At 42.4% G+C, this 23,170-nt stretch carries 11 protein-coding genes; 4 read left to right on the forward strand and 7 right to left on the reverse strand.

Going from position 1 to position 23,170, the window contains the following annotated elements:
• Positions 1–69 precede the first annotated feature (69 nt).
• The 4 genes from KZP23_RS03025 to KZP23_RS03040 all read left to right on the forward strand — a co-directional run bounded on the left by KZP23_RS03025 (position 70) and on the right by KZP23_RS03040 (position 8,540).
• Positions 70–3,297 (forward strand): SusC/RagA family TonB-linked outer membrane protein, encoded by a 3,228-nt coding sequence (locus KZP23_RS03025; RefSeq protein ID WP_226334656.1) that lies wholly within the window; start codon positions 70–72, stop codon positions 3,295–3,297.
• Positions 3,298–3,339: 42 nt separating this feature from the next.
• Complete coding sequence (locus tag KZP23_RS03030) at positions 3,340–5,397, forward strand: RagB/SusD family nutrient uptake outer membrane protein (protein WP_226334657.1); 2,058 nt, start codon at positions 3,340–3,342, stop codon at positions 5,395–5,397.
• 30 nt (positions 5,398–5,427) lie between these two features.
• A complete protein-coding gene (locus KZP23_RS03035; protein WP_226334658.1) occupies positions 5,428–6,240 on the forward strand; it encodes a DUF3823 domain-containing protein in 813 nt (270 codons plus the stop codon).
• A 101-nt stretch (positions 6,241–6,341) separates the two neighbouring features.
• Positions 6,342–8,540, forward strand: coding sequence for a hypothetical protein (locus KZP23_RS03040; RefSeq protein ID WP_226334659.1), 2,199 nt, complete (start codon positions 6,342–6,344; stop codon positions 8,538–8,540).
• A 130-nt stretch (positions 8,541–8,670) separates the two neighbouring features.
• Here the strand turns inward: KZP23_RS03040 and KZP23_RS03045 are convergent, their stop codons facing one another.
• The 7 genes from KZP23_RS03045 to KZP23_RS03075 form a co-directional block, all read right to left on the reverse strand.
• Positions 8,671–11,202, reverse strand: a complete 2,532-nt coding sequence (locus tag KZP23_RS03045; protein WP_226334660.1) for a Kelch repeat-containing protein — start codon at positions 11,200–11,202, stop codon at positions 8,671–8,673.
• A 628-nt stretch (positions 11,203–11,830) separates the two neighbouring features.
• Entirely contained in the window at positions 11,831–12,841 is a 1,011-nt protein-coding gene (locus tag KZP23_RS03050) for a glycoside hydrolase family 43 protein (RefSeq protein ID WP_226334661.1), read from the reverse strand.
• A 15-nt stretch (positions 12,842–12,856) separates the two neighbouring features.
• Entirely contained in the window at positions 12,857–14,287 is a 1,431-nt protein-coding gene (locus KZP23_RS03055) for a sulfatase (RefSeq protein ID WP_226334662.1), read from the reverse strand.
• A gap of 293 nt (positions 14,288–14,580) precedes the next feature.
• Positions 14,581–16,020, reverse strand: coding sequence for an arylsulfatase B (locus KZP23_RS03060; protein WP_226334663.1), 1,440 nt, complete (start codon positions 16,018–16,020; stop codon positions 14,581–14,583).
• Positions 16,021–16,064: 44 nt separating this feature from the next.
• Positions 16,065–20,141, reverse strand: coding sequence for a hybrid sensor histidine kinase/response regulator transcription factor (locus KZP23_RS03065; protein WP_226334664.1), 4,077 nt, complete (start codon positions 20,139–20,141; stop codon positions 16,065–16,067).
• A gap of 78 nt (positions 20,142–20,219) precedes the next feature.
• A complete protein-coding gene (locus KZP23_RS03070; protein ID WP_226334665.1) occupies positions 20,220–21,653 on the reverse strand; it encodes a sulfatase family protein in 1,434 nt (477 codons plus the stop codon).
• A gap of 37 nt (positions 21,654–21,690) precedes the next feature.
• Positions 21,691–23,169, reverse strand: a complete 1,479-nt coding sequence (locus KZP23_RS03075) for a sulfatase family protein (protein WP_226334666.1) — start codon at positions 23,167–23,169, stop codon at positions 21,691–21,693.
• Position 23,170 lies beyond the last annotated feature (1 nt).

Consider the following 23,170-nt stretch of genomic DNA (forward strand, 5'->3'; position numbering starts at 1 on the left):
GGGAATGCTAATTTTTAAAGGCAGGAAATGCCTTACAAGACAATAATAAAAACAAAATAGCCAAAAAATATGCAAAAGATATATAAGCAGTTTTCCAGAGGACTGGTAAAATATTCCCTGTTCGGAATAATTTTACCGTGCTTTGCTATTGCTCCTGCGCATGCTTCATCATTATCCCCCAACTTTTCTTTAGTAGAAAGGCATGCAGCACAGCAAGATGACAAAACCGTTACAGGTACCGTATTATCAGAAGATGGCACCCCAATGCCCGGAGTAAATGTTTTGCTAAAAGGAACCCTAACAGGTACTACCACTGATATTGACGGAAAATATAAATTGACCGTTCCGGATGACAATACCATCCTGACATTTTCCTTTATCGGGTATAAGACCCAAAACATAGAAGTAGGATCACAATCGGTGATCGAAGTTGCCATGGTCCCTGACACCCAACAGCTTGGGGAAGTAGTGGTCGTAGGTTACGGTATGCAGGAAAAAGTAACCATGACAGGTTCTGTAGCCAATATCAAAGGAGATGAAATGCTCAGAACCAAGAATGAAAACCCACAGAACATGCTTACTGGTAGAGTTGCAGGGGTTCGTGTTTGGCAAAAAAGTGCAGAGCCAGGCACATTCAATGCAGCATTTGATATCCGCGGTTTGGGTTCTCCTTTGATCGTAATAGATGGGATACAGCGAACCATGGCTGATTTTCAGCGCTTAAATCCAACGGATATCGAAGAATTGTCCGTCCTAAAGGATGCTTCCGCAGCCATCTACGGTGCGCGTGCCGCCAATGGCGTCGTATTGATCACGACCAAAAGAGGGACTGAAGATGGCAAGGCCGTCGTTACGTATAACGGCTCCTATACCCTACAAAGCCCCTCTGGTTTTCCTCAATTGGCAGACCCCTATGAAACCATGACGCTCTATAACGAAAGAGCCATGAACAATATCAACGGAGGGAGCCTGATTTACCAGGAAGATGATTTTGAAGCTTTCCGAACGGGCCGTAGACGTACCACAGATTGGAATTCATTACTGATCAGTGATTACGCTCCACAAAGCCAGCATGATATCAGTATTACTGGGGGAACAGAAAAAACCCAATATTATATCGCTGGAGGATACATGTATCAGGAAGGGATGTTCAAATCTGGAGATATGAACTACAGCAAAATCAACCTGAGATCCAACATCACTACTGAAATAACCAAAGGCTTGAAGTTTAACCTCAACCTAAGTGGGGTAGCAGACCAGAGAAATTCTCCTTATTCCAGCGCCGTAGAAATCATCCGAAATTACTGGAGACAAGGGGTACTGTTCCCTGCTTATGCCGATCCTGAAAACACCATGCTCAACTATGAAGGCTTGGACCTGGAGCAAAACACGATAGCCATGATGAGCGCTGATGTCTCTGGACACAGAAAATACAAACAAAAATATTTTCAGTCTTCAGCATCATTGGACTATGACCTGGGAACAGTCTCTGAGGCATTAGAAGGATTATCCGTAAAGGGCTTGGTCAGCTACGACTTTAGAGGGGATGATAATGACATTTACAGAAGAGAATACTATCAGTACATGTATGACCCTGTAACGGATGCCTATCTATCTAAACTGTACAATAACAGCTCGCCTAACCAAATCAGACGGGAACTCTTCAACAAACAACAGTTTTTGGGACAGTTTCTGATCAATTATAAACGTACCTTTGGCGACAATCATGATGTTTCCGGGCTTTTGGGCTTTGAAACCCAAAACCGCAAAGGAGATAATTTCTATGCCCAGCGAAACCTGGCCTTTGCCATGGAATACCTAGTGGGCGGCATGAATGAGGATCAACAAGGTGGCATGCAAGGTGGCTCAGGAGACCTTTATGAAATTGCTAACTCCGCCATGTTTGGAAGGGTAAATTATGCTTACGGTGAGCGATACATTGCAGAAGTACAGTTCCGTTACGATGGATCCTCCAAATTTGTCAAAACAAACCGCTGGGGCTGGTTCCCTTCAGGATCCATCGGCTGGCGACTATCTGAAGAACCTTTTTTCCAATCAGTTTCAGCACTCAATTTTGTGGACCAACTTAAATTCAGGGCCAGTTATGGTATGACTGCGGATGATGGCTCCCTGGCTTACGATTGGTACCCTGGCTATATTTATCCTGCTACCAGTGGCAATGCCCAGAATGGTTATTACAATCAGTATGCTCCAGGATATATGCTCAACGGCCAATTTGTTTATGGCGCTTCAGTGGTCGTTCCTAATGAAAACCTTTCTTGGTGGACTGCAAAAACATTCAATGTAGGGATTGACTTCGAAGCTTGGATGGGTAAGTTTGGCTTCTCCTTGGATTATTTTGACCGACGCAGAGAAGGATTGTTCTCCACCCGGTCTGGAGATGTACCTACCGTAGTGGGAACAGGTGCTCCTAGAGAAAACACCAACAGTGACCGACAGTTCGGAATTGATCTTGAACTCTCCCACCGTAACAAAATCGGCGAGGTGTCTTATGGCGTGAAAGGTATTGCCACCATCACCCGAAGAAAACACCTTATTGCCGCAGAGAAAGGCCCTTATGGTAATTCATATGACCGTTGGAGAAATGACAACCTGACTGATAGATACCAAGGCGTACAATTTGGCTATGTGGCAGCTGGAAGATATACCGATTGGGAAGATATCTGGTCTTATGACATCTATAAAGACAGAGGCATATTACCGGGGGATTATAAATATGAAGACTGGAATGGTGACGGTGAGATCAATGGACTTGACCAGCATCCATTTGCCTATGACCAAACACCATGGTTGAACTTCAGCATGGCTCTCGATGCCGAATACAGAAATTTTGATGCAAGCATCTTGCTCCAAGGTTCCGCATTAGGCTCCATGCAATACCAAGAGCCGCTATACTCTATCTGGGGTAGCAATGGTGGTGGTGCCCTGGAACAATACCTTGACCGTTGGCACCCTGTGGACCCTGTGGCAGATCCCTATGATCCTGAGACAGAATGGATCAGTGGCTATTACGGTTATACTGGCCATTACCCATTCGGCAACTCTGATTTCAACCGAGTTAGTACGGATTATCTGCGTCTGAAAAGTATTGAAGTAGGTTATAGTCTGAAACCAAGAAATAGCCCTTCTACCAACATCAGGTTCTTTGCCAACGCCTATAACCTCTTGACTTTTACAGGAGTGAAATTTGTGGACCCAGAACATCCTGGTGATGAACTGGGAAGAATGTATCCGTTGACAAAAACTTACACCCTAGGGGTTACTGCGTCATTTTAATGGAAGCTAGAGAGACCTTGGTAAATTAAATTGAATGAAACTATGAAAACGAGAATCATATTATTGATATTCAGCTTAGTGTACATTTCCAGTTGTACAAACCTGGATGTGCCTCCACCCAATGTAATCGGTGACGAGACACTCATGACCAGTGAATCAGGCATGGACGTCTATATTGCTGGCATGTACAGCAAGATGCCCTTTGAGGACTTTAAATATATGGCCCAGTGGGGTGTGGAATACAATTCTTGGCTTGGTTCCCTAGGAATCGAGGGCACCGGAGAAGCAGTGAACAGGGATGGAATCACCTCAGCATTTACAGGAGAAAGAACCCCTTATTGGGGAATGGCCTTTCGCTTATTGAGAGAAGCTAATTACCTCTTGGAAAACCTGCCTGAACATGCAGATGCATTCCCTGAAGTGACTTATAACCATTATTTGGGAGAAGCTTATTTCGTTCGTGCCTTTGTATTTTCTGCCATGGCAAAGCGTTTTGGCGGAATACCATTGGTAACCAGCGTACTAAGTTATCCATCTGAAGATAGTACCTTGGAGATCCCCCGTTCCACTGAAGAGGAAACTTGGGATCAGGTATTGGCTGACTATGATCGTGCCATTGAGTTACTCCAACCTACCAGCCCTAAGCCAGGGTACTCCAATAAGTACGTAGCACTTTCTTTCAAATCCCAAGACATGCTATATGCAGGTAGCGTTGCAAAATACAACGAAACGGTTCCAGGAAGACTTACAGGAACTGGGCTGAAGACAGGTGTGAGAGTGATCGGCTTTGCCGAAGAATCTGCGCAGGCTGCCTCTAAAAAGTATTTCAGAGAAGCCTACACTGCTGCCAATGAAGTAATAGAAAGTGGACAATATGCCCTATACACGAAAAAATGGGCAGCAGATAACCCCGAAGCCCAGTATCAGAATATGGTGGACATGTTCAGTGACCCTACCAGTCCTGAAAATATTTATGTAAAGGAATATGACTTCCCGGTATCTACTCATGGATATGATGCCTACAGTGCCCCATTTATTTTCAAGGCACCATTGGCTTCTGGCACCTGCCCAACCTTGGATTTCATGGAGCTATTTGAAGGTTTTGATAGGTACCCTAACGGAACTATCAAAGTAACAACAGGCTCCAACAATACTGAGGGCGATTACCTGATGTATGATACGCCAATGGACTTCTTCAAAGATGCCGAACCGCGTCTTCGTGCTTATATAATATTCCCTGGGGATATTTTTAAAGGCCAGGAAATCGAAGTTCGTGCCGGAGTATATACCGGTGCCGAACCTATTCAGCCTTTGTTCAGCGATTATTCATACGCAACTGCAGAAACCCGCTACCAACAATTGCCAATCTACACCCAATCTCCTAAAGAACTGTTTCTTAGTGCCAGAGAAGGTGGAAGCCAAGAATTAGTCGCTTTCCAAGGTGGACAGATCACTGCAGCCGGTGCCAATGGCCCATTCTATAATAATGCAGAAAGCACCCTTACCGGACTTTACACCCGTAAATGGTTAAATCCAGACCCATCTTTTGAGGCAGGTGAAGGCAAGTCTGACCAGCATTTTGTTTTGATGAGATATGCCGATGTACTGCTCAATGCAGCAGAGGCTGCCATTGAATTATCACTTGCAGGAGAATCTTCTCCTGACGGATCTGACATGCTTCAGGTGGCCACTTCAGGTATCAATGATATCCGCGAACGTGCCGGAGCAACTTTACTTTCAGGAATGCTGACCGGAGATATCTCTAGCCGTAATATTGTCCGCAAAGAGCGTAGAAAAGAGCTGGCACTTGAACACAAGTCCAAGTGGGACCTGCGTAGATGGAGAGTGCAGCACTATGAAGCAAGAGATGGATTCTGGGGTGAAACAAGAGAAAAAGAAGACTTTAGCATGAACTCACGTTATCGTTTCAGAGGACTGTATCCTTTCTTGTCCACAGAAAGTGGCCAGTATTTCTTCGACGCCCGTTTTCAGTGGGTAAGCTTGAAAACTTTCGAATACAATATCATTGATTACTATTTTGCCATTCCTGGCGGGGAAGTATCCAAAAGCCCAGTAATCGATCAACAACCCAATCGATAAGGCAAGATCAATAACCTAGAAATTATGAAAATGAAGAATATAACATACCTCGTTTTATCTACATTGATAGCGCTCAGTTCTTGTAACTTATTTGAACTGGACAATTACGACCTGCCTGCGGAAACGCTCAAGGGAACGGTCGTGGACAAGGAGACCGGTGAACCCATACTTACCGACCAAGGAAGTGAAGGCATACGAGTGCGCTTGACAGAGTTGAGCTGGGGCGACAATGTCTCTCCAAACCCTGACTTCTTTTGTATGCCTGATGGTACCTTCCAAAATACAAAGCTCTTTGCAGGAACTTATAATGTTCGCATCGACGGGCCTTTCATTCCCCTAATCCGCGAAGATGACCGTGGAGTACCTCTTGCAGACGAAACTCAGACAGTGGACATCAAAGGAGTGAGCGAAGTCACTTTTGAAGTACAGCCTTTTCTAAAGGTCGAATGGGTAAAAGACCCAGAAGTAATCAACGGAAAGGTAAGGGCCCAAATCCGCGTAACCCGCGGCGTTTCCAAAGAAGAATTCCGTTCTAAAATAGAGCCTATGGGTGGTTATAGTGACAGCTTCCAGAATATTACGGATATACAACTGTTCGTTAGCTATTCTTCCACTGTGGGCTACCGCGCTAGGGATGAGCGCTGGTCCAGTCAGTTGGAGTTCTCAGGATCTTCCTTTAACGACATGCTGGGCGAGACCATCACCATTGAATCCAATGGAACCATCCCTGAGGGCAGAATGGTTTTTGTACGCGCTGCTGCCAGGATTAATTTTGACACACCGAGAGGTAGTGGTACCAGACGCTGGAACTATAATGAACCACGTCAAGTACTGGTTTATTAATTGGACAAATACGAAAAGCCATCTCCTCACGAGGTGGCTTTTTATTTGAATTTCAGATGGAAAACATCACTATATACCATTTTTAATGAATTTTTAAACATATGCGAAAAACTGCTTTATTATACCTTATCCCAATTCTCCTTACCCAGGCCTGCTCCCAACCTGGCCAACAAGAAGACCACACAGAAAGCCCCAAAAGTGAAAAAACGGCTTTTCAAACTTCCAACCCTTGGAAACCCGTCACGGATGTAAGGGCAGATGTAGCCATTGTCTATAGTGTAAAAGACCACCATGGAAAAGCCAATATGACTTTCGAAGAGCGGGTCCAAACGTGGAGAGAAAAAGGCTATACCACCCACTTTATGAGCGGAATCGCCTGGGGAGAATACCAGGACTATTTCACAGGTGAATGGGATGGAGAATGGCACTTGGACGAAGGACAAGTCACCCAGAAAGGTGATACCCTTTGGCATGGACATATGGTCCCTTATATAGTGCCTTCCATGAATTTCATCCAATACATGAAAGAAAAAGTAATCAAGCGGGTCATTGATGCGGGGATTGATGCCATTTACTTGGAAGAACCGGAATTCTGGGCCAAATCAGGCTACAGCGAGGCCTTCAAAAGAGAGTGGAAAGAATATTATGGTTTTGACTGGAGGCCCCAACATGAATCTGCCGAAAACACCTATTTATCCAATAAGCTAAAATACCACCTCTATTACCGGGCAGTAGAAGAGTGCTTTTCCTATGCCAAAGAGTATGGCAAAACCAAAGGGATGGATGTACGCTGCTATGTTCCTACACATTCACTCGTAAATTACTCCCAATGGATGATCGTCAGTCCTGAGGCTAGCCTGGCCTCTCTGCCAAGTGTGGATGGTTATATTGCCCAAGTGTGGACAGGCACTTCACGCGAGCCGAATTATTATAATGGTCAGGCCAAGGAGCGGGTGTTTGAAACTGCCTTTCTGGAATATGGTTCGATGGAATCTATGACGGCCCCCACTGGAAGGAAAATGTATTTCCTTACTGACCCGATAGAAGATTGGCCAAGGGACTGGGCTGATTATAAGAAAAACTATCAGGCCACTTTTGCCGCACAGCTGCTTTATCCAATGGTAGCCAACTATGAAGTGATGCCTTGGCCTGACCGTATCTATGAAGGTCTTTACAGAACCAGTGCTGATAGTGAAGAAAAAGCAAAAATCCCTCGCTTTTACTCTACCCAAATGCAGGTCATGATCAATACCCTCAATGACATGCCTATCTCCGACAATAAGGTAAGTGGCTCGCAGGGAATAGCTGTACTGATGTCCAATTCCCTAATGTTCCAGCGTTTCCCTACCCACCAAGGCTATGATGATCCGCAATTATCCAATTTTTATGGTCAAGCCTTGCCCCTGCTTAAGCGCGGTGTACCAGTCAAAACCGTCCATATTGAGAATGTGTCATTCCCCCGTACCTGGGATAACCTGAACATCTTGGTCATGTCCTACTCCAATATGAAACCCATGCAAGAAAAAGCACATGGACATATTGCTGACTGGGTCAAGAACGGTGGTACCTTGGTCTACTGTGGCAGAGATGAAGATGTCTTCCAAAGCGTTCAAGAATGGTGGAACAGTGACGCTCACTCGTTTAAAGCACCTTCTGAAGATTTGTTCCAAAAGTTAGGCCTAAAAGCTCCTTTTGAAGCGGGTGAATTCACCTATGGCAAAGGCAAGGTGGTCATCATGCGTAAGGATCCCAAAGAATTTATCCTGGAAGAAAACAATGACGAAGAATATATCCAAACCATTCAGGAGCTGTATGAGGCCAAATCCGGCAAACTTGAATTCAAAAATCATTTCTCCTTGACCAGAGGTCCATATGAGATCATTTCAGTGGTCAATGAAAATGAGGACACAGCTCCCTTTATCGCCAAAGGCAAGTTCATTGATCTATTTGATCCTGAAATTCCTGTCTTGGACAAAAAACAGGTGCAGCCTGGAGAGCAAGCCTTCCTATACAATATCGAAAGCGTTAGCAATCCAAATACACCACAAGTCCTGGCTACAGCCGCAAGGATCTACGATGAAAAAGTGGCCAAGAATGAATATACCTTGGTCGCCAAAAGCCCATTGAACACCACCAACGTGATGAGGATCCTCTTGCCCGGAAAACCTGACAGCATAGCGATCACAAATAGTTCTGGAACTACCTTAGCCTCCACAAGCTCCTGGGATGAAGGCAGTAAAACTTGCTTCTTAAGCTTTGAAAACAATCCGGAGGGAATTCATATAAAACTGTCCTGGTAAGCTTATAGCTACATTACTTGCTCTTTTATCTCGAAAAACCAGCTACTTAGTCAAAGGCATGACTTCAAATCATGCCTTTGACTTTTTCTTATGATTTTGATTTTATGACAGCTACATACTCCTACAATACTTAAGCATTGATACTAGAATAAGTACGATGAAAATCCTTTCCGGTGATCCTTTTATATTCGATCGAAAAAGTCCTGTAGGCTATCTTGGATTCCTCTATCATATTAAGTTTTAGCATGGCTTTGACCTGGTGCACCAAGGCCACTTCACTTAGGGGATCGATATTGAACAGAGCTTCTGCCAAGGCTATTGTCGTCGGGTAGGATTCGCTATCATAGCTTTTTTCTACTTCTAATATCAAAATAGGTTCGAGCCGGGTTTCTTCCTCTTCCTTGAACAGATCGAATAAGGGATCATCGGATAGATAAAGGAACTTCCCGCGGGAAACTATCCCAGCAAACTCTTCCCTGTTTTTATCCATTTCCTGTCCCTCAATAAGCTGCAAACACCGCACATAATCACAATACGCTTCCTCATGTAGGATAATTTTATAGTGGCCCTTCTCGTGGACCAATTCAATCCCCTGTAGTTCACTCAAGGTCTTTCGTAGGTTGTTAATGGTAACACCTCGTGAATTTTTAACTTTATCAGCAGGCTTGTCTGGCCAAAGCAAATTACTGAGATGCTGTGAGGTAATTCCATCTTCCGAGATACTATAATGTAAGATGAGGCAAAAAACCTGTTTCAACTGTGCACTGAACATATAAGTAATGTCCCTGGATTTTGAGTCACGGACCATAAAATTACCAAAGAGATAGATGGCATTGGGCCGCACCGTCTGCTCCTTCTTAGAAACCGGCATATAGTTATCCACCTCCTCCTGTTCAATACCTTTCTCTGCTTTTAATGGTTTGGGCTTAAACCGTCTGTACAAAAAGAATCCCATTCCCATACCTATCGCACCTACACCTATTAGCAGTGCGATGAGGCTAGCATTGCTATTTTGTTTTCTTGGAAAATCGAACAATTCAGCTCTGCTTATAGCGGGAAATGCCAAAGAATAAATTTTCAGTTCAGAAGAAATATCATCCTCAAACTCTTGTACCACAGCATACAATTTATTGAGTCCCTTATCATAATAGAGATTAGCATTGGTCGTGATTTTATCCGAGCGAATCGGAATGGAATCCCCCAATATTTCATAGCTGCCATCCTTTAGGGAAAAGCGATACAAATGAAGATAAGATTCTGAAAAATGCTCCGGATAGCAAAGTGTATATAAAGTAGAATCGTTCAATAATACCATCCCTCGCACTGGTACAACATTCTCATCTTCCCATGGAATTTCCCAAAGCTTAGTAATGTGTTTGGTGCCCATATCAACCTGATAGAGATCATAGTAGTATTTCCTACCAACTGACTGCTCTCCAGACTCATTCCCCATCCCGCCAAAAACATATACACTGTTGTTTTCGGGAAGATAAGCTACCGATGAAAAATAACGCGGAGTAATCACATCACCGGAAAAGCCTTCAGTCATTTCCCATTTTTTTTGCTGCAAACCAAAGGTGAAGAAATTCTTGCTATACTTCATACTGCCAAAACCACCGAAAATCGTATATTCATTAGCATTCTGATCCAGATATCCTCCATGATGATGAAGCTGACTGGGAACTTGATCATGGCTTTCTTCAGTCCATCGAAAACTGTCCAGATCGAGACTGGCTACTGTGGGACCTTCATAAGAGCCTTCATAATATACCTCATAAGTATATAAGCTATTTTTCACCGTATCGATAAAATTGGTACCCAAAATAAGCTCCACTGGACTTTTATCCTCAAACACAGTGATTTGGCTTTCACCTGTCTGTACATTATATCTCCATAAGGAATCTCTGTTATAGTAATAGATTTCCTTTTTTTGGGAATGGTAGTTGGCACCCGCTACAGATGCAGAGCTAAATGTCGCCTCATGCTCCCAATAGTAGGCATAATTCTTCAACCAATCCGGATTGATGACTTTACCGTAAGCATGGCCTTCCTTATCATGGACAATATTGCCTTCATTTTCGTACAAAGGAAAGTCATACGTTTCTTTTCCTGCAATGGACAAGTTCTTGATCGCAAAAGGAGGCACATCGATAATGTGATCACTTTTCCCGAAAAGGATCTCTGGCTGATAGGTATCCGCCAAATCTTGGTTCCTGGTCGAAAATCTTTTATTATCAATTAAAAGTGTAATGGAATCGCCAATCAGATCAAAAGAGATCTTCATATCAAACCATTGACGATTATAGAGCTGATCCTTATCCAGATTAGCGACGATAAGATTGCTTTTTCCCTCCTCATTAAATTTAAACACAATTTGATCTCCTTGACTATCGTAGAATAAATTGAAAATCCTCCTATTTACCCCTGTTTTAACCCTGAGGATATACCCTATTTCATCTACAGGACTCAGAGATAAGCTAAATGCGATGTCAAAATGATCAGAAAATTCCACCTCATGCTCTCCAAAAATATTGTAAGAAGTCCGTTGATCAATAGCTTCTTCGTTTCCATGGAATTTAAGTCCCCCTGTAAAGGAAGACTGCAAGATACTTAAACCAAAAATCAAGGAAATTATCAGGTGAATTTTAGTAAATACAAGCATCGGGAATATTTATATATCAAACTCCTAAAGGGGCACTGGACAAATGCACATCATTTACCAAGCAAGTACCCTAATTTGAAAAACCAGTTAATCATTTCGTTATATCATCCACCAATATCAATCCCGGGGTCAAAGTTGTTCTATCCATAAACACCCTTTTTTCTGCTAATTGCTCCAATCCCTCAAAAGCCGAACTTTACCCCTGCGATATCCATTTAATTGAACTTGGCTGATTTTTCAATAATACCAAGAACTTTACATTTCATATACGCCATACGGTAAATAGACGAAATATTTGTAAATGTTTATTGGACCGTTTCGCCAGGCAGTGCTACATCCTTGGTATTGAATGGATCATGAATCAAAATGACGCTAGCCTTGAGATCCACACTTAGCATTAACCTTTCAAAAGTAGAATTTTCGAAAATTTGATACAAATGCTTTCCTAATTATGTTTACATTTTGTTCATCTATTCCTCGCTCTTATTGCCATAGACTAATAGTTAATTCAAACATTGCTTTTGCTTTTCGAATCTGTCTGTCCGCCGTTGTAACAGAAGGTTTTTAGCCTCAAAACGTCAAAAACAGCGCAGATCTAACAGAAATGATTAATTCACCCTGTCTATCATTATTCGGGCATGTCTTCTCCAAATAGATATTTCCAGCTCTTGGGTAAAAAGTCCAAAGTGGCAAGTCCAGCAGCAGAATCATTAAATTGGACTTTAATCAAAGCCGTCTTCCTTGGACCTACCCTTTCCCCTGATTGGTGCGTATGAAACACATAGTACAAATCATCCTTCACCGAAAAGAAATCCCCATGCCCAGTACCTGGCACTCCCAATAATTCTTGGCTAAGAGCAGGTTGACCATCCATTTTTTCCCAAGGACCTAAAGGATGCTCGCTGACAGCCACCCCCACTGCATAATGCTTGCTTCTAAAATCATTTGCACTGTAAATCAGATAATAATAACCTTGATGGAATAAAACAGACGGACCTTCAGTTACTGTCCAATTTGCCTGCTCTGCATTCTCCCAAGCCTCGCTAGCTTCGATACAAAGTTGGCTGCTCTCTGTTTTTATCCCACTCAGGTCTTCTTTCATTTCCGCTACATAAATTCTGTTTCCTCCATCGGCCACCTTAACGAAATACAAATAGGCTTTCCCGTTTTGATCCCTATAAAAGAAGGGGTCTATCATCTTACCACCACCTTCTATGGCCTGCTTTACTGTCTGGCGAAAAGGTCCTAAAGGGCTATCACTTTCTGCCAAAGCAATATGTTCATTGGCTGTATAGGCCATATAAAACTTTCCATTTTCCCCAAACACCTGTGGTGCCCAAAATCCACGATCCCCAAAAACATCCTTTTCATGGAGACAAAAACCCTCTTCCAGCTTCCCTGCAGGGCCTGACCAATGTTTGGCATCCTTGGAAGTATAGACTTGAAATCCTTCATCCGCTCTACCTGTACCATACAAATAATATCTGCCTTCATGATAAAAAATGCTTGGGTCGGCCATCTTTAGAACTTCAGTTTGATCTTCCTGTGCCCATAGTGAAGATAGTTTCAAAAAGCCCAGAACACCCAATATCAAAATCCTGAGCTGATGGGAGAAATTATAGATACATTGATTTTTCATACTGATAAAGGTAATTTACTTTTCTTGAATAACTGGGATTTCGGCCTTCACTTCTGTTTTCCATTTTTCAAGCAGGCCTTGGAGTGCTTCAACCTTTTGGGGCATGGACTTGACCAAATTCTCTGTTTCAGCTTCATCTTCTTCCAAATGATAAAGTTCCAACCTACCATCCTCATAAAATTCTAACAATTTAAACCCCTCATATTGCACGGCACTTGCCATCCTATTTTCCCAATTTCCTGTTTCACTTGGATAATGCCAAAACAAAGGCCTTTTACTTGGCTTTTTGCCATCTGTGATCAGGTCCGATAAATCAATCCCATCTAAATTTGCCTTATATTTCTTTTTTCCATTAGCCAAACTCAAAAATGTAGGGTAAAAATCAATGCTTGAAACTGGCACATCACAAACTGTACCTGGTTGGATATTTCCAGGCCAAGTCATCAAAAGGGGCTCCCTAATTCCTCCTTCATATAACCATGTCTTATTGGCCCTTAAGCCACCATTATTGGCCACATTGCCTGCTCCACCATTATCCGAAAAGAAAATTACCAAGGTATTTTCTGCAATACCACAAGCTTCCAGTTTTTCTAAAATTCTCCCCAGGCCTTGGTCCACATGTTCAAGCATTGCCGCGAGATAAGGGTTATCCTTATGCTTGGAGCGATGCCGATTCCCGCGTTGATTTTCAAACAGCTTATCAGCCATCCCCACTCCATATTTCTCATCAAATTTTCGCTTGTATTTGTTTACAGTCGTTTCTGGTGCTGCCAAAGTGGTGTGTACGCTATAATGGGACAAGTACAAAAAGAAAGGTGCCTCCTTGTTCCGTTCGATAAACTTTTCAGCTTCCAATGCTAGTCTGTCTGCCAAAAATTCCCCTTCCTCTCCTGCTAGGCTGGCTATTTTATCATATGGAGCAAAGTAATCCCCATCAGCAATATATTTGGTCTCTGTAGCGATGATTTCATCAAATCCATGGTTCTGAGGTCCTCCGAGTCCATTTATAAAATTGGTCTCCAAATGCCATTTTCCGATTATTCCAGTTTGGTAGCCTTCCTCATTCAATGCCTCATTCATCGTAACATATTGCTGTGGATCCAAAAACCGTTCTGACTTTGGCGCAAGAAAATCGGTTATGCCCACCCTGGCGGGATATTGTCCGGTCATCAAGCTGGCACGGGTAGGAGAACATACTGGTGCGGCAGCATAAGCATGACTAAATAACAAACCATTTTGGGCCATTTTGTCCAAATTAGGGGTTTCATTGAAGGAGTTGCCATAACAGCCAAGCTCACCCCATCCTAAATCGTCCGCCATAATGAGAATAATATTTACAGGCTTTTTATTGGGCTTATTGGCCTGATGGTCTTTTCCAAGACAATAGGAATAACCGATATAGAAAAAGCATAAGGTAATTGATAATACTAATTTATGTCTGCACATAGGTATGCTGTTGATAAGTGATAAGTTGGATTAACTGTATATATCAGGGGCTGTATATTGAATCTCCTTTTATTTTTATCTGTATATCCGTAATTGCACCAGTAAGGATTACCATTCAAAATAGGTTCTCAAAAGTAGCCCATGTCTAACCGAAATGAAGAATTAAACCTGTCTTCCGCCAGGTAAATCTGTGGAATCCGTGAGAAATAAGGTTCCTGATGTCAAAATGGATAATCATATATTTTCAAATAAAATAGGTTCAAAAATATGGTGTATTCATTTTTTGCAGCCTTCTACTGAATCGTCCATTCTTTTGGTGCTTTAAATCCCTTTCGGCCCACATGATAGGCCGGGACATTTTGATCAGACTGGATATCCTCATACTTCTGGATCCATGATTTCATTTTCAAAAAACCGTCTTCGTTGGCTTTTTTCACATTTTTGGTTTCGTAGGGATCATTTTGTAGGTTGAAAAGTATATTTTCTTTTAGCTTCATGCTGGAATTGCCCCCATTTTCCATCACTAGTTTCCAGTTCTGGTTAACCATTGCCCCACAGCCCAGATAAAAATTCCGCTCAATATGTTCCTCCTTACCCTCTAACACAGCCACCATGCTCAGCCCGTCCAAAGCCCTGTTCATTTCGCCCTGATACCCTGCCAGTTCTGCTAATGTGGGAAACATATCCACAAAGCCCATCACCTGATCGATTTTTTTGCCTCCATCAAATTTCTCCTTCCAATATATCACAGCAGGCACGCGCACTCCTCCTTCCCACTCTTGGAACTTGTGACCCCTGAGATTACCAGCAGTGCCCCCTTCGCCTGGAGCTGGCCCATTGTCACTATGAAAGATCACAATGGTATTTTCCAGCATTCCTTCTTCAGTCAGGGCATCCATAATTTGCCCTATGCCCCTATCCAATGCCCTTACCATCGCCTCATAGGTCTGTTTTTTGGTATTTCCTCGGCCCTCTTCTCCATAACCTTTATTCGTAGAAAACCGGGGCAAACTTTTATCAAAACCACTTGCTACCAAATCCTCTTCTTTCGCCTGCAATGGCCCATGAGGTGCATTGAAGGCTACATACATAAAAAATGGGGATTCGCCCTTGTATTCTTTGATACAGTCAACGGCTTCATCTGCCAATAAATCGGTAGCATAGCCTTTGTCATAAGAAGGGGCAAAGTCATCATGCCAGTCAAGCTCTCCTTCCCTTTCATGGGTAAAATAATCAATGGCTCCATTATAATGGCCATAAAAATGAGTAAAGCCCCTATTAAGCGGGTGATAAGCTAACTTTGAATGCCCCAAATGCCATTTCCCAATCATTGCTCGGTGCTTATAGCCTGCCTTTTCCAGGATCTCTGGCAAAAAGACCTCAGCCGTATCCACTCCGAAGTCGCGCCAAGGAGGAATCACCGTTTCTCTCAACCCATAACGGTCAGGATACCTTCCTGTCATTAGACCTGCACGGGTAGGTGAACATACGGGCGCCACATAATACCTCTCCATTATCATTCCCTTGGAAGCCAATTCATCGATTCGGGGTGTGGGAATTTCACTACCATTAAAGCCCACATCTCCATATCCTAAATCATCTGCCAGTATAAGGATAATATTGGGACGCGCTTGACCATAGCCAATACCCGGAAGGAATACCATCATTAGAAATGAGGCCGGTACGAACAGGATGTTGACTAACTTTCGGATTATTTTATGCCTTGATTTCATTAAAATTCAGTTTGGTATGGAAATATTTTTTTCTGGTTCAGGGTTTAGTGCTGCACAAATGCATGAAAATCATTCATATTATTATCAATTGGTTTATGCCCTTCCTTGTAGCCAGAGGGAGGTACCCCATATTTATCCTTGAAAGTCCTGCTGAAATAATTGGGATCACTGAAACCAACCGCATATGCTACTTCAGACACATTCCTTCCCTCCAACAGTAACACCGTAGATTTCTTCAAACGAATGGCCTTTACAAATTCCGTTGCACTTAGGTTCACCAGTTTTTTCAGCTTCATATGAAGCAAGGTCCTGCTTACCCCTGCTTCCTTGCTGAAGCCCGTAATATTAAAAGAAGGGTCTTCCAAATTTTGGTTAACAATCTCTATGAGCTTTTTCAAAAACTCATGGTCTTTGTTATTTACCGGTTTCTCATAATTATCGATACTTCCAAACTTTAGGAAATGCTGCTTCAGACTATTTCTGGACTCCAGTATATTCTTGACGATCAACCTTAATTCCTGCAGGTTAAAAGGCTTGGGCAGGTAAGCATCTGCACCAATTCCCAGACCTTCCATCTTGTTCTCAAAGGTCGATTTGGCCGTAAGCAGAATAAATGGAACATGACTGGTATCTATATTGCTCTTGATGACCTTGCACAGTTCCACTCCTCCCATGTGTGGCATCACCACATCTGAGATAATCACGTCAGGAACATTTTTCCTAATTTTATCCAACGCAGACACACCATCTTTCGCAGAAGTAACCTTGTAATATTGGGAAAAATAATCAACAAGAAACTTTCGCATCTCTTCATTGTCTTCCACGATCATCAAATCAAACACCACTTGATCCTCCTCTTCCAGTACCGATTCCCCGCTTTCATGCTCATCGATTTCATAGAGATCCTCATCGATCAGCAAGGACTTATTTCCTACCACCTTCTGATAATTTTCCCGATCCTTGGCCTTGATATTAATGGGTAATAAAATGGTAAAACGCGTACCTTCATCTTCCATGCTTTCGGCCTCAATGCTTCCTCCCAAATACTTGGTAAGGCTGCTGACCAATGCCAACCCAATTCCTGAACCTGAACTTCCCAGCTTATTATCCTTGGCCTGATAGAATGGCAGAAATATCTTATCCTTATCCTCTGAGGACAAGCCTTTTCCATTATCTTCCAACCGTATTTCTATGGATTCCTCTTGTCCATCTTTTGATGAAATCATACCTACCGTCATATTGATCTCACCAAATTCCGGGGTGTTTTTTACGGCATTGGAGACCAGGTTAGTGATGATCTTCTCTACCTTATCCGCATCAAACAGGATTTCTTTTTTCTCCCTGTCTGCCTGAAAATTAAAGAAAATGTTTTTCTTATTGTACAAAGGAATAAATGCATCAAAAGTGTCCTTTAGAAACAAAATAATATCTCCTTGCCTAGGCTTCAAACAGGTATGGTCAGATTCAGCCTTCCTGAATTCCATCAATTGCTCAATCAAAAAATGTAACCTTCCAGCATTCCTTTTGATCAACTTAAAGTCCTGGTTCTCCAGACTACTTTTCTGACTGTTTTCCAAAAACTTATCGATAGCCGCAATGATCAAAGTCAAGGGTGTTTTGAATTCATGGGAGATATAGGTAAAGAAATTGAGCTTATGTTGGTGCAATTCCTCCATCTTATCCTTTTCAACCTTCTCCAACTGGTAAACCATCCTTTCTTTACTTCTCCTATTGATGTATATTTTATAGGCATATACCACTAGGATCACCATAAATAAATAGCATAACTTAGCCCAATTGGTCCACCAAAACGGCGGTTTGACATTCAATTGAATTGCCCTTTCCTGAGACCATATTCCATTAGGATTGGCTGCCTTTACATGAAAGACATAGTCCCCTGGCGAAAGATTGGTATAGGTCGCTGAATTTTTCTCGGCAGGCTTATTCCAAGTCTTTTCAAAGCCCTCTAAGTAGTAGGAATAGGCATTCTTCCCTGGTGAAAAATAATTGGTTGCCACAAAATCAAATGTGATCACATTTTGGCTATAATTGAGTTCTAAATTTTCCGTCTCATCGATCTGCGCTTCCAGTATCCCCTCACTTCCTCCTACCTGCAAAGGTTTATTGAACAGCTTCATATCTGTAAAATGCACGCTGGGAGGAATATTCACAGCCCTAATACTATCTGGATGAAAATGATAGAGGCCATTTACCGTACCAAAATACATCCTGCCTTCTTTGTCCTGATAACTGGACTTAAAGTTAAATTGCGCATCCTGCAAGCCCTTTGATTTATCGTAAGTGACAAACTCACCAGTTTCAGGCCTTAATACCGTAAGTCCCTTATTTGTACTCATCCAAAGGGCTCCACTCCTATCTTCCAAAATCCCATAAACATTATTATTGGGCAGGCCATCATCCTTTGTATAGGTGATAAACTTTTGTGCTGCATCATCCCATCTTAAGAGTCCCCCATTTAAAGTCCCAAACCAAATTCTTTCTTTGGAGTCCTGAAATGCACTGATCACTTTATTGGCCGTCAATCCATGATTATTGGGTAAATCCTTATTAAACCAAGTCAGACTATCCCAATTGGAATCATATCTATAAATCCCATGATTGCGAGTACAAATCCAAAATATCCCTTGGTCATCTTCGATCATATCATAGATGAATTTATGACCTATTTGATGGGGTTTAAACAAATGGAAACTATCGCTTTCTTTATCATAAATATTGACACCTCCCCAGGTTCCGGCCCATATCTTGCCTTTTGAATCCTTCATTAAGGAGAACACATTATTATGGGATATCGAACCGGGCTGGCGTGGCTTATGTTTGTAAACCTTAAAACTCCCACTTGATGGATCATATCGGTTAATTCCTTCAAGAAAAGTTCCCATCCAGATATCCCCTGCATCATCTTCTACTATAGAGTGGACATTATTACCACTGATACTGGCATTATTTTTCTCATGCTTTAAATAACTGAACTTTTCTCGCTTACTGTCCCAAACAGTCACCCCTACATCTTCTGAGCCAATCCACAAATTCCCCTTCTGGTCTTCCATGATTTGACTGACCGCTTTGCCTCCCAAAGCAAACTTCCCTCCATCAGCATTTAGTTTGACAAAACCAGTATCGTTTAATTTCACAAAATTAACACCCCCAAAATAGGTTCCCATCCACATGATACTTTCCCTACTTTTATAGATACAATACACCGATTGATCACTTAAGGCATAGGGAGACTGATCAAATGATTGGGAATAATGCTCAAAGTCACCCTGCTTTTTGTCATAAATATAAAGTCCATTTTCAGTACCTAACCATAATCTGTTTTGATCATCTTCGCTGATGGCCCTGACCAAGGAAATATCCTGACCGGCAGCTGAGGTGCTGATTTTTTGAAAAGTATCCCTTTTGGGAGAATAACGGAAAACCCCTTCCCTTGCGCCCAGCCACATCGTACCTTCGCTATCTTTATACATGGAATAAAAATTATTTCTGGTCAATCTATTCGGCCTGAAATCAGAATATTCCTTAATCGTTTCCCCTTGCTTGTTTACCAGATATACCCCCTCTACGGTCATCAACCAAAACACGTCCTTTTTGTACTCTGCAATGGCCAAGATGACTTCTTGTCTCAGTTTGCTTACCTCATTCTTTTGATTTACAAGAAAAAGCCCATCCGTAGAGCAGACATACAAAAGCCCATCACTGGATTCAAAAAGGTATTTGATATAGCCCAAAGGCTTTCCTCCGTAATGGATATTTTCTATCCTGTCTGTATTGTAATCATACCGGTCTAAACCAACAGAGGTGCCTATAAAAAGTCGCTCATCATTCACGGCTTCCACGCAAAGAACCTCATCAGCGCTTAAGCCTTTGCCTCCTTTTTCCTCGCTATAATAAGTTTTTAGATCATAGCTATTATACCTGTTCAGCCCTTCCCTGGTACCTATCCAAATATAACCTTTATGGTCTTGGACCATACTGTAGACAGTGCTGTGCGAAAGCCCATCTTGTGTGGTCAGTTTATGGAACACAGGTTTCACTCCTCCAATCAATTCCACCGACAGTCCAACAAGCATACACAGGCTGAGTAAAATTCTTTTCATGGCATTCTGGGTTAATAACTAACGGTCTTTACCTCTTATTACTAAGCTTTCTGACCGAAAAATCAAGTACAAGTAAGATCAGGGTAACTTGCTTTTCCAGTTCAGCAGCAGTTTTCCTAATCGGGAGACTATTTGCGGCTGACTATCGGCAAGATTCCTTGTCTCTGCAATATCCGAAGTAATATGGTACAATTCTATTTGGCTACGATCCTTATTCATCAATAATTTGTATTCTCCTTCCATTATTGCCAACTGGGGGCTCCTGTACCTGGGATTTCCTGGTGATATATCAAATTCCCCTCCATATTCCCAAAATAAGGGCTTACGTCTTTCTGCTACATTGCCCAATAATACTTGGCTACGATCCTCCCCGTCAAATTCCGTTTCGCTTGATTCAAGTCCCAGCAAAGCAATCAGCGTAGGCAAAATGTCCGTAGCATGAACAATGGACTCCATGACAGTACCCGGCTGGAAATGCCCTGGCCACCTCGCCATAAATGGCACCCTGATGCCTCCCTCATAAAGGCTCCATTTTCTACCTCGAAAAGGTCCCGCATCTCCCGGGGGATCATAATTCTCCTTATAATAATATCCCCAATCAGTCGGGCCATTATCACTACTAAGAATAATAAGGGTATTTTCCAGAAGGTCCATTTCCTCCAAACCATCCAAAAGCCGCCCTATTTCTTTATCCAACTGGTGAATGACTGCCAGGTATTTTTGATAATAATGGTTGTTGGCATACTCAGAAAATATGGTCACATGCTCTTCTTTAGGATGAAAAGGATCATGCACATCATTGGGCCAAAGGTCTATATAAAAGGGCTTAGCTCGCTGCTCCTTAATGAATTCAAGGGTCCTGTCCACATAGATCGGTGTCTTTTCATGCTTTTCTACCCAAGTAACCTTTCCCTTTCCCAATTTTGCACTTTCTTCTGCCAATCCATGACCTTTATCCAATAATCGATCACCCAAACCTTCAAAAGACACCAAAGATTCATCAAAACCATATGCCACTGGCAAGGGAGCTTCTCCTACATCCCGACCACCTCCCATATGCCATTTCCCAAAATGCGCAGTAGAATAACCGGCATTTTTAAACACCTTGGCCATGGTAGTGACACTTGCATCTAAATAATTGGCCATCCCTCTTTTTTCATTTCTCGCCCTATTGGCCAAAAAAGAGGTGATTTTAAACTTGGACGGATACTGTCCAGTCATCAAGGTGACCCTAGAGGGAGAACAGATAGGAGAGCCAACATAAAACCTGTTGAGCGTCACACCCTCTGCACCAATTCTGTCCATATTGGGTGTTTGGATATCGCAATTTCCATAGGCGCTCAAGTCCCCATAGCCCATATCATCTATAAATATCATGATGACATTCGGCCGCTCTTTAGCTTGACCGAAAACTTGCCCCTCAAAAAAACAGAAGATAAGGCCGATAAGCCCCATCAATGTCCTTTTGGTAAAAAATCTCACCATATTGCATCCTATAATTTTCATCATCATCTGCTTATTCCTATCATATAAAGAAATTTACTTTCTGCTAAAAAACATAGGGTGCCACTGGTTTGCCACCTGGCTGCTTATTGTCAAGCGCTTCAGGGCCGGTTTCAAAGTCCCCCTGGCCCTTTCTCCACGTCTCCATATTTTTCCTAAATGAGTCCATCAAAGCTTGGTATGCGGGATCTTCTGCTAAGTTGACCGTTTCTTGAGGATCCCTTTGTATATCATAAAGTTCTTCGCGTGGATGATTATGGTACCTCCATAAGACATTGGCGGCATGTTCATCCTTATAGGAAGCATCAACCCATGAGTTCCAATATTGCTTCCCACCATCATGGTTCTTGGATTTGTCCATATGTGTGGTATATAGAATTTCTGGTGCCAAATTGAGGATATATTTATACCTGTCCGTCCTGATCATCCTGGATGGAGAGCGGTTCATTTTTCCATCCCCGGTATGGGAAGCATAGACATATTCCCGGTGGGAAAACTTTTCACCAGCCAACACTGGCATAAAACTACTTCCATCTAAATCTTTGGGAACATCTCCTCCCAGAATGTCCATAAATGTCGGAAAGAGATCCACATGTGATACCAAAGCATTGGTGTGCATAGATTGGTTGGTTTTCCCAGGCCAGTGCACCATCAAAGGTACCTGAATGCCCTCGTCATATAATGTCCATTTTGCAAAAGGCCATTGGGGACCTTGATCTGAGGTAAAAATGATAATGGTATTCTCTTCCAAGCCATTTTCCTTGATGGACTGAAGAAGATGCCCAAAGTTCTTATCCATTTTTGTAATATCTGTATAATAGCGCGCCCTGGAAAACCGTGTATCCTTGGTATCGATATGTTTGGAAGGCACGTCCATTTCGTCTGGTTCATAGCTTGCATCTTCTGGCCAGATTACATGAGGACTATGGTCGGCTACTACTAACATAAATGGCTCATTACTTTTCTTTTGTCCTGAAAGCCACTTATCAACTGGCCCTAAGTTCAGGTCATGGTGGAGTCCAGGTCTATTTTCAAATCCAGGTTCTGGGACATTTGTATGGGCAATCTTCTCAAACGGAAAAACTTCCGCCGGTCCCACATGCAATTTCCCCGCTATGGCAACCTTATAGCCCAAAGGCTTCAAGTGCTGGATGATAGAATATGTACCTGGCCTCACACCGGAATGATTACTATGCCCCCCATGTCTAAAAGGCAGAAGGCCCGTCAAAATGCTGCTCCTGGATGGACCACAGGTAGGAGATCCTGCAAAAGCCTGGGAAAACCTCATCGATTTTTGATCAAACTCATCCAGATAGGGAGTTCTCACCACTTTATTTCCATAAGGGCCAATATCATTTACACTTAGATCATCTGCTATAAACAGCACTATATTCCACTGCTTGTTCTTATCCTGTTTCCCTTGGGCAAAAAGTCCTGAAGAAATCACTATCAAAAACAAAAAACTGATAACCAAAGCTTTAAATAAGCCTCTTTCTCTTTTCAATGCGCTAATATTTTTAATCATA

The organism is Echinicola marina (assembly GCF_020463795.1).
Taxonomy (GTDB): Bacteria; Bacteroidota; Bacteroidia; order Cytophagales; family Cyclobacteriaceae; genus Echinicola; species Echinicola marina.